General features: G+C 73.9%; 13 protein-coding genes. 5 read left to right on the top strand and 8 right to left on the bottom strand.

The features are described 5' to 3' along the window. Positions 1 to 37 precede the first annotated feature (37 nt). The 4 genes from FXF68_RS27165 to FXF68_RS27180 all read left to right on the top strand — a co-directional run bounded on the left by FXF68_RS27165 (position 38) and on the right by FXF68_RS27180 (position 5,413). On the top strand, positions 38 to 1,411 hold the full coding sequence (locus tag FXF68_RS27165) for an SWIM zinc finger family protein (protein WP_148764021.1): 1,374 nt from the start codon (positions 38 to 40) through the stop codon (positions 1,409 to 1,411). After that, entirely contained in the window at positions 1,408 to 4,092 is a 2,685-nt protein-coding gene (locus FXF68_RS27170) for a DUF7824 domain-containing protein (protein WP_148764023.1), read from the top strand. Before FXF68_RS27165 ends, FXF68_RS27170 begins: the two co-directional genes overlap by 4 nt. A 77-nt stretch (positions 4,093 to 4,169) precedes the next feature. Further along, the gene (locus FXF68_RS27175; protein ID WP_148764025.1) at positions 4,170 to 4,712 is read left to right on the top strand and encodes a methylated-DNA--[protein]-cysteine S-methyltransferase; all 543 of its coding nucleotides are present in this window, start codon (positions 4,170 to 4,172) and stop codon (positions 4,710 to 4,712) included. 104 nt (positions 4,713 to 4,816) lie between these two features. Then, positions 4,817 to 5,413, top strand: a complete 597-nt coding sequence (locus tag FXF68_RS27180; protein WP_148764027.1) for a TetR/AcrR family transcriptional regulator — start codon at positions 4,817 to 4,819, stop codon at positions 5,411 to 5,413. Here the strand turns inward: FXF68_RS27180 and FXF68_RS27185 are convergent. The 6 genes from FXF68_RS27185 to FXF68_RS27200 form a co-directional block, all read right to left on the bottom strand. Beyond that, a complete protein-coding gene (locus tag FXF68_RS27185; protein ID WP_148764029.1) occupies positions 5,392 to 6,318 on the bottom strand; it encodes an oxidoreductase in 927 nt (308 codons plus the stop codon). The genes FXF68_RS27180 and FXF68_RS27185 overlap by 22 nt on opposite strands. A gap of 163 nt (positions 6,319 to 6,481) precedes the next feature. Then, on the bottom strand, positions 6,482 to 6,970 hold the full coding sequence (locus tag FXF68_RS27190; RefSeq protein ID WP_148764031.1) for a glutathione peroxidase: 489 nt from the start codon (positions 6,968 to 6,970) through the stop codon (positions 6,482 to 6,484). Positions 6,971 to 7,112: 142 nt separating this feature from the next. Then, entirely contained in the window at positions 7,113 to 7,268 is a 156-nt protein-coding gene (locus tag FXF68_RS42590) for a hypothetical protein (protein WP_169809316.1), read from the bottom strand. A 171-nt stretch (positions 7,269 to 7,439) separates the two neighbouring features. After that, positions 7,440 to 7,598 (bottom strand): hypothetical protein, encoded by a 159-nt coding sequence (locus FXF68_RS42595; RefSeq protein WP_187412476.1) that lies wholly within the window; start codon positions 7,596 to 7,598, stop codon positions 7,440 to 7,442. A gap of 85 nt (positions 7,599 to 7,683) precedes the next feature. Further along, positions 7,684 to 7,980 (bottom strand): hypothetical protein, encoded by a 297-nt coding sequence (locus FXF68_RS27195; RefSeq protein ID WP_148764033.1) that lies wholly within the window; start codon positions 7,978 to 7,980, stop codon positions 7,684 to 7,686. Positions 7,981 to 8,021: 41 nt separating this feature from the next. Beyond that, positions 8,022 to 9,146, bottom strand: a complete 1,125-nt coding sequence (locus tag FXF68_RS27200) for an LCP family protein (RefSeq protein ID WP_246178966.1) — start codon at positions 9,144 to 9,146, stop codon at positions 8,022 to 8,024. A 308-nt stretch (positions 9,147 to 9,454) separates the two neighbouring features. Between FXF68_RS27200 and FXF68_RS27205 the strand changes: the two genes are divergently transcribed. Then, a complete protein-coding gene (locus FXF68_RS27205) occupies positions 9,455 to 11,356 on the top strand; it encodes an ABC transporter ATP-binding protein (protein ID WP_342787185.1) in 1,902 nt (633 codons plus the stop codon). Here the strand turns inward: FXF68_RS27205 and FXF68_RS27210 are convergent. Continuing rightward, the gene (locus tag FXF68_RS27210) at positions 11,353 to 14,874 is read right to left on the bottom strand and encodes an AAA family ATPase (RefSeq protein ID WP_148764039.1); all 3,522 of its coding nucleotides are present in this window, start codon (positions 14,872 to 14,874) and stop codon (positions 11,353 to 11,355) included. The two genes, FXF68_RS27205 and FXF68_RS27210, sit on opposite strands and share 4 nt — an antisense overlap. A 616-nt stretch (positions 14,875 to 15,490) precedes the next feature. Continuing rightward, positions 15,491 to 16,264, bottom strand: a complete 774-nt coding sequence (locus tag FXF68_RS27215) for an SGNH/GDSL hydrolase family protein (protein WP_148764041.1) — start codon at positions 16,262 to 16,264, stop codon at positions 15,491 to 15,493. Positions 16,265 to 16,341 lie beyond the last annotated feature (77 nt).

Below are 16,341 nucleotides of genomic sequence, written 5' to 3' on the forward strand. Positions count from 1 at the left end.
GCCGCGCTTTGTCGGTGCGTGGCCGTACGTTCTCGGCATGGCGAGCAGCACCGTGGCGGCAGGGGCCGCCCAGGCATACACGTACACGCGGCCGTCCGGCCTCGACGGCGGGCTCCTCGGCCTGTCCACGTCGGGCGGGACGACCAGCGCCGGGCCTCGTCCGCACCCGCACTTCTTCAGCGGCGTCCTCACCCAGGCGGCGCCCGCCGCGGCGGGGCTGATCGCGCTCGCGGACGTCGCGCAGACCCGCTACCACCAGCCGCGCCCTACGTCGTTCCGCGACCCGGTCGTCACGTGCAACGGCGACCGGCTGCGGATGGAGTCGTTCTCCGCGTGCGGCGGCGTCTACGCCCGGCTGGACGTGCTGGAGCCCGCGATGGACGGCGACGTCCACGAGCGCGGCACGACCAACGTCGACGTCAACGGACCGCTGCGCGAGGCCCTGGCCAGGGTCGGCGGCTCCGACCCGCTGCACCTGGCGGTCGGCGCCGAGGAACTGGCCGTGACGACCATGGACGGCGCCGTCGTGGAGAAGAAGGTCCCGCTCCCTGACCGTTGGTTGCGAGGCTTCGCCGAGGTCCAGGTCATCACGGCCGGGTTCGATCCGCGCGCCGAGCTGACCGGCCCGGACGCGGTCCGCTTCCTGCGGTCGCTGCCCAAGCGCGCGCGGGACGTCCTCTGGGTGGTACCCGCCGGACGGACGCTGCGGGTCTCGTCCCGTCCGGTCCCTGGCGCGGTGTGCCTGGCAGGGCCCGACCGGTTGCGGACGATGCTGCCGCTGCTCCGCTTCGCGAGCGCCCTGCGCGTGTACGGGCCGTCCGTCGCGAACGGCAGCGGGCCGGTGTCGAGCGTGTGGGAACTGGAGCTGCCGGGGATGCGCTACGTCCTGACCCTGTCCCCGCAGAACTCGCGCGGGTTCTCCGGTGAGGGCGCCGTGCTCGACGCCCTCGCGACGGACGAGGTCGCGGGCGACGCCGACCTGATCGGCGCGCTGCTGTCGTTCGAGCCCCGCGTCGACCCCGATCTGCTGTCCGAGCGGTCAGGTCTCACCCTGGAGCGGACGAGGGCCGCGCTGACCCAGCTCGGGACGTCCGGCCGCGTGGGGTTCGACGCCGCCGAGGCGGGGTTCTTCCACCGCGAGCTGCCCTACGACCCCGCGCGGGTGGCGGCGCTCAACCCGCGCCTGCGGTCGGCGCAGGCGCTCGTCGAAGGGGACGCCGTGCGGTTCACGTCCGACGACACGGCGATCGTTCGGACGGACGGCGGCGACCGCCAGGTCCGCTTCGACGGAGACCGAGCCACCTGCACCTGCCCGTGGTGGTTCGACCACAGGGGCGAGCGCGGGCCGTGCAAGCACGTCCTCGCCGCCCGGATGGTCCGCCGCGAGGCCGCGGTGGAGGTCGCGCGATGAGCGAGCGGGACGACATCCGGAAGGCGATCTCCGCCGGTGACGTGTCACGGACGGCCGGCCTCGTTCGGGCGCTCGGCGACGACGCCCGCCGCGCCGTCGCCAAGGACCTCTCGGAGCTGGTGAGATCCTCGCGCGACGGGGCGAGGTTCGGGGTCCACGCGCAGCAGGTGACCGCGGCGCTGCTGGTCGCGGGCGCGGGCACGATCAGCGGTCCGGCCGCGGCCGCGACCTGGCTGAACCGCCGCGACCTGCAGATCTGGTGGTGGGCCCAGGCCCGGATCCCCGAGTTCTACGCCGCGCTTGGCACGGTCACCGCCGCGCGTCCGGACGAATGGCGCGCGGACGTCGGGCGCCGCCTCGCCGGCCGCGTCCGCCCCGCCGACGGCGACCGGGCGCGCTGGGAGATGGCGGCGGCCCTGATCAGGTCGGCCGGGGCGGCCCCGCCGGTGTCGGACGGCTTCGTCGTCGGATGGGTGGTCGCCCGGTCCCCGGAGCCGGAGGCCCTCGCCGACGACCCGTTCCTGGACACGCTCGTCCCCGCGCTGTTCGAGGCGAACGGCGTCGGCGCGGCCCTCGCCGAGGAGGTGCGGCCCGACCCGTCCGTGGCGAGCCCCTGGGCCCACTCCCTCGCCGCCCTCGCCCGCGCCGGACGGCTCGACCGCGCGGCCCTCCTGGACGGCTGCGTCAGCCGCTTCCTGCGCGGCGGGACGGCCCGCGAGCTGCGCTGGTTCGGCCGGCTGCACGACGCGCTGGAGCCGACCGACGCCGAGGTCGCCGACCGCGTGCGCGACTACGTCCACCTGCTCCCGGCCGCGCCGTCGACCGTCGCCGACCTGGCGCTGCGGGAGGTGCGGCGCGCCGACGACCGGGGGCTGCTCGACGCGGCGCTGTTCGAGGACGCGGCGGGCGCGCTGCTGTTCCGGCCGGAGAAGAAGCTCGTCCGCGCCGGGCTGACCTGGCTCGACCGCACGGCCCGCAGGCGCGACCGCGTCGACGCCACCCTGCGCGCCCTCCTCCCGGTCTTCGACTCGGATGCCCTCGACCTGCGCGAACGCGCCGTGAAGAGCGCGGCGAAGCACGCGGCGCTGGCGGGCGACGCGGTCCGCGCCGAGGTCCGGGACGCCGCCGCCGGGCTGCCCGCCGACCTCCGCGAGACGATCGCCGCGGCGTTCGGCGAGGTCGGGCCCGCGGACGCCGGAACCGGGCTGCTCGCCGCGCTGGAACCGCTCGCGGGGCCGCCGCCGTTCGTCCCGCGTCCGGCGCCCGCCCCGATCGGCTCGCTCGCCGAGCTGACCGAGGAGTTCGCGGTGCTCGCGCGGTCCCGGACGCCGTGGGCGGCGGCCGAGCGCTTCCTCGGCGCGCTCGTCGAGTTCGCCTACCTCGACTTCGACGCGACGCGGAAGGCGATACGGGAGACCGCCTTCACCCACGCGCTCTGGATCACCCAGGACTACCAGCACATGAACCACTTCATCCAGAGGAGTTGGGTGTTCCTTCCGGTGCGGAGGCTGATCGCGCCGCGAACGCCGTCGCGGCAGATGAGGGCGTTCGCCGAGTTCTTGAGGAGACAGCCCCGCCCGACCGAGCCCACGCCCGAGCCTGACCCGACGATGCCCGGCGGTCCGTTCGAGCGGTTCCTCTGGTGGCGGCGGCACGAGGCGGCGGCCGCGGTCGGGAAGGTCCCGGTGCTGCTCGCGACGCCGACCGAGGGCAGCGGCCACGTGGACCCCGGCGTGCTCGTCCGGCGGCTGGAGCGTCTGGAGGAGGCGGGCGCCGAGCCAGGCCGGGCCGATCTCACGCAGGCGCTGCTCCGCGTCCCCCGCGACGTCGACCAGACGGCCGCGGCGCGGGCGAAGGGCCTGGCGTCCGAGGCCGGGCGGACGGTCGCGTCCTGGCTGGCCACGGGCGGGCTCGCCGACCCGCCCGTCGAGTGCCGGGTGCTCGGCAGGCCGGCCGAGCAGACGCCCGGCCGGAACGTCCGGCCGTCCATCCGGACGGTGACCAGGGTGGACGTCCCCGGCGACTCCGACATCGCGCGGCTGTGCCGCTTCCCGGAGAAGGGCCGGACCGCGCCCGTGGGGGGCCGGTACATCGAGTCCGCCGCCTACTGGCCGTCCGTGCTGCCGTCGCACCGCGAGATCGCCGCGGCGCACCTCGTCCCCGAGATGGCGGGCGGGGAGGACGCGGACTGGAACCAGGGCTCCGTCCTGCTCGATCTGGCGGAGGCCGACGGCCCGGCGGGCGCCGCCACCGGGACGCTCCTCGCCTGCGCCCTCGTGAACCGGCACGAGCGCGTGCGCGCGGACGCCACCGAGGCGCTCCTCACCCTCGCCGCCCGCGACGCCCTCCCCGCCGCCGAGACGGGCACGGCGCTCGGCCGCCTCACCGCCCTCGGCCGCGTCACCCTCCCCCGCGCCGTGAAGGCGCTCACGGCGGCCGCCGACGCGGGCGCCCAGAGCGGCGTCTGGACGGTCCTCGCCGCCGCCCTCCCGCACCTGCTCCCCGCGCCGGGCGAGCGCGCGGCGACGGGCGTCCCCGACCTGCTGGCCCTCGCCACCCGGACGGCCGAGTCCACCGGGGCGAGGGGCGCCATCGCCGAGGTGGCGGAGGTCGCCGGACGCGGAGGCTCGTCCCGCCTGGTCAAGGAGGCGGCGCGGCTGCACCGGACCCTCGCAACGTGACGGGGTCCCGCGGTGTTGAAGGGAATGTCGGTCCGGCGTGACACGCTGGACCCCCGCCCGGGAAGGAGCGCTGAACGATGACCGAGACCCTGGCGTTCGGCACGGTCGACACCGTGCTCGGCCGCCTGCTCGTCGCGGAGACCGAGACGGGCGTCGCCGCCCTGCACTTCCGCGACACGCCCGCCAACCGTGCCCGCACGGCGAAGGCGGCCGGGCTGCCGGTGGTGGACGCGCCCGACCGTCTCGCCCCGGTCCTGTCCGCCCTCCGCGACTTCTTCGCCGGCGACCTCAAGAGCTTCGAGACGCCGATCGACTGGCGGCTCACGTCCGACCTGCAGCGGCAGGTGCTGACGACGCTGTACGAGACCGTCCCGTACGGGGAGGTCATCACGTACGGCGGGCTCGGAGACCGGAGCGGCACCGAGGTGCACGCCCAGGTGATCGGGCAGGTGATGGGCAGCAACCCGATCCCGCTGATCGTCCCGTGCCACCGGGTCGTCGCCTCGAACGGGCTCGGCGGCTACAGCGGCGGCACCGGCGTCGAGGTCAAGCGCTGGCTGCTCACGCTGGAGGGCGCGATCCCCGCCACCCTCGACTGGGACATCACCCGCGCCCCGTGACTTCGCCGCCCAACGGCTCCATGGACCCGGCCGCGCCTATAGGCCCGTGGAGCCGCGGGCTTGTGGGCGGAGGCTTGCGCCCGAGGGCGACCTAGGATGGGTGGGTGCCGAAGATCAGCGAGGCGACCGTCGCCGAGCACCGGGCGCGGCAACTGCGCACCCTTCTCGACGCCGCGCGGGCGCTCGTCGCCGAGGAGGGCATCGAGGCGCTGTCGCTCGCCGCGCTGGCACGGCGGGTCGGGCTGTCCCGGCCGAGCCTGTACGAGTACTTCCGGTCGAAGGACGACCTGGTCGCCGCGATCGTCGAGGACGAGCTGCCCCGGTGGACGTCCCTCGTGGAGGCGGCGCTCGCCGGAGCGGCCGGTCTGGACGCGAAGGTCGAGTCCTACGTCCGCGCCCAGTTGGAGGTCATGACGGACGGGCGGCACGCCGCCGCCGTCGCGCTCGTCGAGCACGCGCTCGCCGAACCGGCCCTCGACCGCATCCGCGACGGGCACGCGCAGCTGCTCCGCCCGCTGGTCGCGGCGCTCGACGACGGCGGCGTCCCGGAGCCCGCGCTGCGCGCGGAGCTGATCCAGGGGCTGGTGGACGCGGCCGCCCGGCTCGCGCAGCGCACGCCGTCCGAGGCGGAGGGCGTCGTCGCGGCGACGGTGGCGCAGGCCGTCCACGGGCTCGGCCGTCAGGCGGGCGCGGGCGCGTAGGCGACGCCGGTGAGCGCCTCGGAGACGTCCCACAGCCGCTCGCCCAGGCCCGCGCGGTCGGCCTGCGGCGGCGTGACGACCTTGGCCGGCGAGCCGCGGTACTGGAGCAGGCGGGGCCCGTAGCAGGCGCCGCCCTCCACGTCCGGGGACGTCGCCGCGTACAGCGACGGCAGCGCCCCCTCGGCGGCGGACTGCGCCATCAGCGCGTTGCCCAGCCCGGTCGCCTTCTCCATGAGCGAGCTGCCCTGCATCCTGGGCCCCGCCTGCTGGAGGTTCGTGGCCGCGTAGCCGGGATGGGCGGCGACGCTGGTCAGCTCCCGGACGCGCCGGTCGAGCTCCTTCGCGAAGATCAGGTTGGCGAGCTTGGCCTGGCTGTAGGCGGACCACTTGCGGTAGCGGCGCTCGCCCTGGAGGTCGTCGAAGCTCAGCCGGCCCGTCCAGGCGAAGGCGGACGTCACGGTCACCACGCGCGCCGGCCCGCGAAGGGACGCCGCGGACCGCAGCGCGTCCAGCAGCAGCCCGGTGAGCGCGAAGTGGCCGAGATGGTTGGTGCCGAACTGCATCTCGAACCCGTCGGCGGTGGAGCGCCGGGGCAGCGCCATCACGCCCGCGTTGTTGACGAGGATGTCGAGGGGCTCGCCGCCGTGCCGGTCCGCGAACGTCCGGACGGAGGCGAGATCGGCCAGGTCGAGTGAGCCGAGGACGAGGTCGGCGTCCGGCGCGGCGGCCCGCATCCGGTCGAACGCGGCCTGCCCGCGCTCGGCGCTGCGGCAGGCGAGCACGACGGACGCGCCGTGCCGGGCGAGCTGGAGCGCCGTGTGGTAGCCGATGCCGCTGTTCGCCCCGGTGACGACGGCCCGGCGGCCGCGCAGGCCGGGGATGTCGCGCACCGTCCAACCGCCCATGCCGCACCTCCACGCAGGTCACATCGCGAATCCCAAGTTAGACGCCGACTCGAATAGAGGGCAACCGGGTGCGATGTGCCGCGCTCCACACGGCGGCTCACGGCGGCTCGCGGCAACTCACCGGGGGGCGCGCCCTCCGAGGGCCCGGAGGGCGCGTCCGCGGTCAGGACGGCAGGCTCTTCTCGATGGCGGCGACGACCTCGTCCGACTCGGGCTCGGTCTGCGGCGCGAAGCGCGCCGCGACCGCGCCGTCCGGGGCGATGAGGAACTTCTCGAAGTTCCAGCGGATGTCGCCGGTGTGGCCCTCGGCGTCCGGCGAGCCGACGAGGCCCTGGTACAGCGGATGCCGCCCGTCGCCGTTGACCTCGATCTTCTCGGTCAGCGGGAACGTGACGCCGTAGGTCGTCGAGCAGAACTCGGCGATCTCGTCGGCGGTGCCGGGTTCCTGGCCCATGAACTGGTTGCAGGGGACGCCGAGGACGGTGAAGCCGCGCCCGGCGAACCTCTCCTGCAGCCGCTCCAGACCGGAGTACTGAGGGGTGAGGCCGCACCGGGACGCGACGTTGACGACGAGCATGGCCTTGCCCCGGTACTGGCCGAGGTCGGCGGAACCGCCCCGCAGACCATCGATCTCTACGTCGAAGACAGACATGAGGCCGATCCTAGGAGATCGTCCCCCCGGTCGGCCGTGTCGTTCGTCTCGTTCACCGGCACCGCCGGGCCGCGCCCGCCCCATGCGGAGGAGAACCCCCGCGCGCCCCCGGGGACGGTGGGCCCGCGCCGCCGGCGCGCCCTTACGTCCCCAACGCGTTCACGAAGGAGGCAAGCTGGTTGCCCGCCTTGCCGAGCTGGCTGAAGGCGTTGTTGACCACTCCCGCCGCGTCGGTCGGTGAGCTCAGCAAGTAGAAGATGACGAAGGCGATCGCCACATAGCGGAGGTTCTTCTTCATCCGTACGCCGTCCCTGGTTGTAGCGCAACGACAACAACTGACCCGATTCAATTGTGCCCACGCGCGTCTGCCCGCAAAGCGCGATTTTACTGTGACGCGCGGGCAACCGCTTGGTGTCGGGACGCTAAGAAGCCCCGTACCGCCGGAGGTACGGGGCCTTCGAGCCGTCCGTCAGCTCGGGATGGCGCTCATGAACTGCGACAACGACTCGGCTGCGGTGCCGAGCCCGCTCAGGGCGTTGTTGACGAGATGCGCCGCTCCCTCCGGCCTGCTGATGACGTACCACGCCACGAAGGCGATCGCGGCGATCTTGAAGTGCTTCTTATTCAATTCAACCACCCTCTGCGGTCTACAGACTACACAGAGTGATTCCCTCCGGCCGCGCGACGGAGATCAAGGGAGCGGCAAGAGAGCGTCAGGTCCCTTTGGCGTGCTCGGTGAGGTACTCGATGTAGAAGGGACGGAGCGCGTCCGCCATCTCGCCCTCGCCCGCGTGGGTGAGCTCCTCGAGCAGCGACAGCCCGTGGAGCAGGTCGAACTCGGCGCGGCCGACCTCCCCGGTCGCCGCCGCGGCGGCGGGAATGGCGCGCAGCAGGTCCCACAGGAAGCCGACGTCGCGCCGCTCCTTGGCGAGGCCGACCGCGCGTTCGTACAGTTCCTTGGACGGCAGCGCCTCCAGCTCGGCGACGCCGTCCGGCGTTACGTTGGACATGCCCCGACTCTAACCGGACGGCCCGCGCGCCCGAAAAGGGGTCACTTCGTGATGACGTCCTCGGGGATCTTCTGGTCCTGCTTGAGCGCGTCGAACAGGCGGGACGCCTTGCTCCGGTCCCAGGTGATGTACGAGCCCGCCGCGGCCGAGCTGCCGGTGCCGCCGATCGGGACGGTCGTCGTCACGCCGCCGCCCCCGCTGACGCCCTTCATCGCCCACATCATCCGGACGAGGTCGTACAGGTGGTCGCCGTCGTCGACGAGGAAGTTGCTGGTGGAGTTCAGCGCGAGCGGGACGCCGCGGAACGGGTTGAACAGCGTCCCCGGGCTCGTCGCCTTCTTCATCAGCGCGGCGAAGAACTGCCGCTGGTGCTCGACCCGCTCCAGGTCGGCGCGGGCGAACTTGCGGGTCCGGACGTAGCCGAGCGCCTGCCCGCCGTTCAGCGTCTGGCAGCCCGCCTTGAGGTTCAGCCCGGCCTTCGGGTCGTTGATGGCGTCCTTGACGCAGATGTCCACGCCGCCGACCGCGTCGACCACGCCGACGAAGCCGTTGAAGCCGATCTCGGCGTAGTGGTCGATGTGGACGCCGGTCGCCTTCTCCACCGTCTGGGCGAGCAGCTTCGGCCCGCCGTAGGCGAACGCCGCGTTCAGCTTGTTCGACCCGTGCCCCTGGATCGGGAGGTAGGAGTCGCGCGGGAGGCTGATCAGGGACGTCCCGCCCGAGCCGTAGTGCAGCAGCATCATCGAGTCGGTGCGGCGGCCCGAGGCGAACCCCGTCCGGAGCCGCCGCTGGTCGGCCTTGGACAGTCCCTCGCGGCTGTCGGAGCCGACGATCAGCCAGTTCGTGCCCGGGGTGTCGCCGGCCCGGCCCGGGTAGTCGACGAGCACGGACTCCCGCTTGAGCCGCGAGTCGAGGTAGAAGTAGCCGCCGACGACGATCAGCAGCAGCACCACGACGACGGCGCCGAGCACCCTCGGCCACCGCTTGCGGCGCCGCCGCCGCGGCGGCGCGTCGTACCCGTCGTAGGCGCCGCCGCCCTTGCCGACGCGGTGCCCGGCGAGCTGGTCGCCCGCGTGGGGGTCGGCGTACGGGTCGTCGTACGCCTCCCGCCCGTAGGCCGCGTGGTGGTGCTCCGCGCGTACGGAACGGTCCCTGCTGCGCGCCACCCGGTCGCCCTCCTCAGCCTGTCCGGCGCTGGGCCGGCCGTCTGTCGTCCCGTAGACCATAGACAACCGGGAGCACTCGGCGCGTCCATCCAGCGCATGATTGTCCAATAAGGCGAATCACCTCCCTATGTGACAGATGAAGCGGACACCGTCCTCCTCAAGGTGCACACTGCCCTGGGCCGGTCAGGATGCGCGAAGGGCGGCGTATGGGCACAGGACGGCGTTTCTCCCGAGGTAGCCACCAGAATGGGACGAATCGGCGCAGCCGTCGCCGCCGGGAACCGCCCCCCGACCCCGGCCTGCCCGAGGTGATTCTCAACTGGCACGCGCGGGACAAGGAACTCACCGAGACGGGCATGCGCACGATGGCGCAGCGGCTTCCGGCCGTGATCGCGCAGGCGGCGGGCCTCGCCTGGCGGGCGAGCAGGAAGGACACGCTCGTCACCGTCGGCCTGAACCTCGCCGCCGGGTTCTTCACCGCGTTCTGGCTGCTCGCCACGACCGGGGTGCTCACCGCGCTGTTCAGCGAGGCGCCGACGCCGTCCCGGGTGCGGGACGCGCTGCCCTCGCTGGCGCTGGTGGCGGGCGCGGTCGCGCTGCGGGCCGGGCTGCAGGCGTGCGCGGGCTGGTCGCAGGCCCGGCTCCAGCCGCAGGTCGAGCGGCTGGTGGAGCTGCGGCTGTTCGAGGCCACGACCGCCGTCGACCTCACCGCGCTGGACGACTCCGACTTCCTGGACGAGCTGAAACGCGCCCAGGGACGCGGCATGGTGTCGGCGCCCATGGTCGTCCAGTACGCGGTGGACGTGCTGACCGGCGCCGTCGGCATGGTCGCCGCGGCGGGCACGCTCGGCGTCCTGCACCCGCTGCTGCTGCCGCTGCTCCTGCTGACGGCCGTGCCGGAGGGGTGGGCGTCGGTCCGCAGCGCGCGGATGCGGTACCTGATGCTGCTCTCCCTGGTCGGCGTGACGCGGCGCAAGTGGATCCTGTCCGACCTGATGGTGGAGCGGCGCCACGCCCCCGAGGTGCGGTCGTTCACGATGCGGGCGTTCCTGCTCGGCCAGTACGACCGGGCGGCGTCCTACCAGCGGCACGTCGAGCTGGACGTGGCGCGCAGGCAGACCGTCGTGAAGATCACCGGCGACATGCTGAAGGGCGTCGCGACGGCCGCCGTCTACATCGCGCTCGGCGTCATGCTGTGGAAGGGGGCCGTGCCGCTGGCCGTCGCGGGCACGGCCGTGCTGGCGATCAGGACGGGCCAGACGTCCCTGGCCAACCTCGTCTACGCGGTCAACCGGTGCTACGAGGAGGGCCTGTACTTCGGCGACTACGTGGCCTTCTGCGACGCCGCCGAGGAGCGCATCCCGCGCCGCGCCCTGCCCGCCGCCGAGGCGGAGCGGACCGCGCGCCTCCCGGACGACTTCGCGCGCATCCGCGTCGAGGGCGTCGCGTTCACCTACCCGGGCGCGGACGAGCCGTCCCTGCGCGGCGTCTCGGCCGACCTCCGCCGGGGCGAGGTGGTCGCGCTCGTCGGCGAGAACGGGTCCGGCAAGACGACGCTCGCGAAGATCATGGCGGGCCTGTACGACCCGGACGAGGGCGAGGTCCGCTGGGACGACGTCCCGCTGACGCGGGTCGCGCCGCAGGACGTCTGGCAGCGCGTCGCCGTCATCGCGCAGGAGTACACGCACTGGCCGATGACCGCCCGGCACAACATCACGATGGGCCGCGGAAGCGAGCACGTCCGCGGCGAGGACGAGGACCCGGCGCTGCTCGCCGCCGCCCGCGCGTCCGGGGCCGACGAGGTCGTGGACGGTCTCGCGGCGGGCTACGACACGCTGCTGGACCGCCGGTTCAAGGGCGGCGCGGAGCTGTCCGGCGGGCAGTGGCAGCGGCTCGCGGTCGGCCGCGGCTTCTACCGGGACGCGCCGCTGCTGATCTGCGACGAGCCGACCGCCGCGCTGGACGCGCGGGCCGAGCACCTGCTGTTCGAGCGGATCCGCACGCACGCCGACGGCCGGACGGTGCTGCTGATCACGCACCGGCTGGCCAGCGTCCGGTACGCCGACCGGATCTACGTCCTGGAGCGGGGCCTCGTCGTCGAGGAGGGGGACCACGCCGCGCTGATGGCGCGCGACGGCCTCTACGCCGAGCTGTACTCCCTTCAGGCCGCCGCGTACGGGGCCGCCGACCCGCAGGCGCGCGCGGGTTAGATGTAGGGGCCGAACCCGATGCTCCGCTCGCGGGCCGGGACGTCGGGCAGGTCGTCCGGGCGGAGCGTCACGATCTCGTCGTGCGCGATCCCGCCGGGCGCGGCGTCGTCGGCGGCGGTGATCCGGCGCGCCTGCCGGGAGATCGACTCCTCCAGCAGGTTCCGGACGAGCCGCGCGTTGCCGAACGACGCGCCGCGCGGCTGGGCGCCGACGAGGACGCGCAGCGCGTCCAGCACGCCGGGGGCGAGCGCGAACCCGGCCTCCGCCGCCATGAACTCGAAGATCGCGACGAGCTCGTCGTCGGTGTAGTCGGGGAACCGCAGCACCTTCGGGAACCGGGACTTCAGGCCCGGGTTGACGTTCAGGAACTGCTCCATCTCCGCGTCGTACCCGGCGACGATGACGACGAGGTCGCCGCGGTGCTCCTCCATCAGCCGGAGCAGCTCGGCGATCGCCTCGTGGCCGAAGTCGCGGCTGTCGCCCGCGGCGGACGACAGGGAGTACGCCTCGTCCACGAACAGGACGCCGCCGAGCGCCCGCTCGACCGCGCCGCGCACCCGGGGCGCGGTCTGCCCGATGAACTCGCCGACGAGGTCGGCGCGGGCGACCTCGACCAGGTGGCCGGACGACAGCAGCCCGAGCCGGGCGTACACGGCGGCGATCAGTCGGGCGATCGTCGTCTTCGCCGTGCCGGGGTTGCCCATGAAGACCATGTGCCGGGACGGCGACGCCGGGGACACCTTGGCGTCCCGCCGCATCTGCTCGGCGCGGACCTCGGCGACCAGCGCGGCCACCTCCCGCTTGATGTCGGCGAGCCCGATCAGCCGCTCGATCTCGGCGAGCGGGTCGCCGGGGACGTCGTCGCGGCCCCGGCTGAGCGTGTCGGGGACGTCCTCCAGGAGGATCTCGTCGAGCGACTCGGTCTCGTCGACGATCCCGTCGGCGAGGACGCGGCGGCCCTGCAGCGCGACCGCCCGGTCCAGCAGGTTGATCATCGCGCGGGCGTTGCCGAAGCCGCGGTCGCGCGGCGCGGACTCGGCGAGCTCCCGCACGCGGCCGAGGACGCCGGGGGCGAGCGCGAAGCCGGAGTCGGCGGCCTTGGCGGCGAACACCTCGACCAGCTCGTCCACGGTGAGGTCGGGGAACCGGACGGTGCGCGGGAACAGCGCGGCGAGGTCGGGATGCGACTTGAGCAGCCCGTTCAGCTCTGCCTCGGGCCCGGTCAGCACGACGAGGAGGTCCTCGGTGTACGCCTGGACGCCGGTGAGCAGCACGTCCAGGACCTCGCGGCCGCGCGCCGCGTCCGACGCGGCGGACACCAGCGCGTGCGCGTCGCGGACGAGGAGCACGCCGCCGTGCGCCTGCTCGACGGCCCGCCGGACCCGCAGGACGCTCTCGCTCGCGTACTCCCCCAGCAGGTCGGCCCGCTCGACCTGGACGAGGTGCCCGGACGTCAGCACGCCGAGATCGGCGTAGACCCGGCCGAGGATCCCGGCGACCTTGCTCTTGCCGGTGCCCGGGTTGCCGGTGAAGACGAGGTGCCGGAGCCGGGTCCGCGCGGTCATGCCCGCCTCGCGCCGCAGCCGCGCCGCCTTGGCCTCGGCGACCAGCGCGTCCACCTCCCGCTTGACGGGCTCGATGCCCGCGCAGGCGGCCAGCTCCGCGAGCGGGTCGGCCTCCGCCGGACGCCCCGGCACGAGCCGCTGCGGCAGGTCGGCCGCGGTGATCTCAAGTGCGCCTTCTCCGTCGCGCCGGTAGGCGGCGGCGACCGCCTCGGCGGCCATGTGCTCGACCAGCCGCGCGCCGCGCAGGTTCCGCAGCGGCGGGGTGCGGCGGAGCATGCCGCCCGCCGTCGCGGCGACCTCCGGGGCGACGCGCGCCCCGCGCCGGGCGGCGGCGAGCGCGAACAGCTCGGCGAAGTCGTCCTCGCCGAAGTCGCGCGTCCGCGCCACGTCGAACGCGCGCACCAGGGCGGGGTTGGCGTCGAACAGCCGCCGGTCGCCGCCTGGGCGGCACAGCGCAACGACGTTCAGCGACGGCGACCGCGCCATCAGCCGCCGCAGCTCCTCGGCCGCCGCCGCGCCGCACCGCTCGTGCGCGGCGAGCTTCTCCAGGTCGTCGACGACGAGGAGCATCCGCGCGTCCAGGCACTCGCGGACCCGGGTCTGCAGCCACAGGACGGCGTCGCTCACGCCCAGCGACGCGAACACCTGGTCGGAGATCCACATCGCCTCGCGCACCGCGCCGCCCGCGGCGAGCCGGGCCTCGACGAGCTCCGCCGCCGTCCCCTTGCCGGTGCCCTCGGGCCCCGCGACCAGCAGCCGGACGGGCCGCTCCCCGGCGAGCCGCGCGACCACCGCCTCCCCGACCGCCCCGGCGAGTTCCGGCTGCCCGACGAGCGCGCCGCCGACGACATTCGACGCCTCCTCAGCGGCCTCCTCCTCGACGACGTCCCGCCCACCGAACGCCAGCGTGTTGAGGACGCGCCGCACGCTGAACAGCCGCCGCAGGTCCGCCTGGAACATCCGCACCGGCACCCGGCAGCGCGGGCTCACCGGCGCCTCGGGCAGCCCCTGGACGGACCCGGTGATCCGCACGGCCATGTCCAGCCAGGCGCGGGCGGCGTCCGCCTCGCCCGCGACCAAGCCGCGCGCCAGCCACGCCCGGACGTCCTGCTGCCAGGCGTCGGGCGAGAACCCCTCGCGCGCCGCCCGGAACCGCTCCTCGACGTTCTCGTAGCGGGTCGTCCCGAGCACCACCGCGAGCTCCGCCGGGACGACCCGCGCCTCGGCGGCGAGCAGCAGCCGAGCGAGCGAGACGTCGGGCTCGTCGCCGTCCGAGACGGCCCCGGCCAGGCGCTCGTGCGCCGCGTCCAGCCCAGAGCAGGCCCAGCCCAGATACGCGACCGGCCCCGCCAACTCGGGAAGGACCGACAACTCCTCCTCGGTCAACCCGGAGACCCACACATCCTCAAGCCGCGCGTTCGGGACGCTCATGTCGAGCTCCCGCAGCTCGGGATCAGCGGCCCGCCGATCGAACAGATCGATCAGCGTCTTCCGCCGCCGCTGGACGGGTTCGAGCCCGTCGAACACGTCCAGCCCCGCGCGCGCCAGCTCGAACATCACCGCACGCCGCTCGCGGTCGTTCCCGGCGGGCTCGGGCAGCCACAGCCCCGGCGGACGCCACCGCCCGCCCTGCGTGAACCACGCGGTCGGCTCCCGGACGGCCGACTCCGGCGTCGCGAGGAACGCCGACAGCAGCTCGTAGTCGACGTCCCCCCGCGACCCGCCGCGCACGGCGGACGCGCCGAGCAGGAACGTCAGCAGCGACCACTGCTCCGCCCCGGCCGCGCTGGTGTCGCCCCCGTAGAAGTCGCTGAGCTGCCGCGTCAGCACCACGGCCCGCTGGTCGCGGTTGTACTCCAGCGCGCGCTCGCGCATCTCCTCGTACAACCCGTCCGGCACCCGCCAAGGCCCGAACGCGTACACATCCAGCACGGGCTCCTCGGTGAGCAGCACTTCAAGATGATCAGGCAGCCGAGGAGAACCCACGTTGAGATTCCTTTCGCGTCATTCGAGCCCGCGCACGAACATTCGCGCGGAACCGACGGCCAATCTAGCCCCGCCCCATGCGCCCCGCACATTTCCGCTCCCCGCCCCGCGACCACCCCATAACCGACTCGCCAACCCCCCAACCACCCCAAATCAATACATCCAAGACAATTCACACCCCCACCGGGATCCCGCGAAAACCCTCGAACAACCCCCAACCCGCCCCACCCCCAAGCGACCGAAGGCGGCCAACGCGAACGCGCCTTGGACGCCCCAGACCGCCACATCAGCTCAAGCAACCCCAGGTCACCCAACAAGAACACTCCGCAGACAACCCCCAACCCCGCGTCGCGGATCCGGACAACTTGAGGGCTCCAGCAAGAACGCTCCGTGGACGGAACCCAAACCAGCGTCGCGGGTCGGGCGGCCGGAGGCGCCCCAGCGCCGGAGGCCGCCCGACCCGCCGGCGCAGGCGACCGCAGCGACGCCACACACACCCGCAACAGGCAAGACAGACCGAAACGGCGGCGTGAGGATCGCCTGCGCCGCAACGGGGGGTTCCAGGGGGGTCGTCCCCCCTGGGTCAAAGCGGCGTAGCCCAGGGCCGCTTCGGGGCGCGGCCGTCTCCTGTGGAGCGGCCCGTGGCGCGGCGGCCTATCCAGGGGAGGAGGTAGGTGCGGGCCCAGCGGACGTCTTCGCGGCGGAGGGTGAGCCAGTCGGCGGGGTCGGCGGGGGGCCAGGGGGCGCGCCAGTCGTCGTCGCCGGGGACGCCGATGACGTCGGCGACGAGGAGGGCCATGCGGCGGTGGCCTTCGGGTGAGAGGTGGAGGCGGTCCTCGGACCAGGCGCGGGGGTCGTTGAAGACGCGGAGGGGCCACAGGTCGACGACGGTGCAGCCGCGCCGGTCGGCGATGGCGCGCAGGTGCATGTTGTAGGTGGCGGCCTTGCCGCGGATGCGGCCGCCGGTGCGGAGCCCGCGGGTGTCGAAGCCGGTGAAGACGACGACGGCGGCGCCGGTGGCGCGGAGCCTGCGGACGGCGTCGTCGAAGACGACGGCGAGCGCGTCGGGGTCGGCGCCGGGGCGGATCATGTCGTTGCCGCCGGCGCAGAACGTGACGAGGTCGGGGGCGAGGTCGACGGCGAGGGGGACCTGGTCGTCGACGATCTGGCGGACGAGTTTCCCGCGCACGGCGAGGTTGGCGTAGCGGAGGCCGGGGTGGCGCGCGGAGAGGTGTTCGGCGAGGCGGTCGGCCCAGCCGCGGAAGCGGTCGTCCCCGCCGGGGTAGGGGTCGTCCAGGCCCTCGGTGAAGCTGTCGCCGATGGCCACGTACGTCCTGATCCGCCTCATTTCATGCATCGCAACCCCCAACACCGGTTCATGGTAGATCACGTAGATCATGCATCGTGCACACGAGTTACGCGACCGGATTCCGG

The organism is Actinomadura decatromicini, assembly GCF_008121305.1.
Taxonomy (GTDB): domain Bacteria; phylum Actinomycetota; class Actinomycetes; order Streptosporangiales; family Streptosporangiaceae; genus Spirillospora; species Spirillospora syzygii.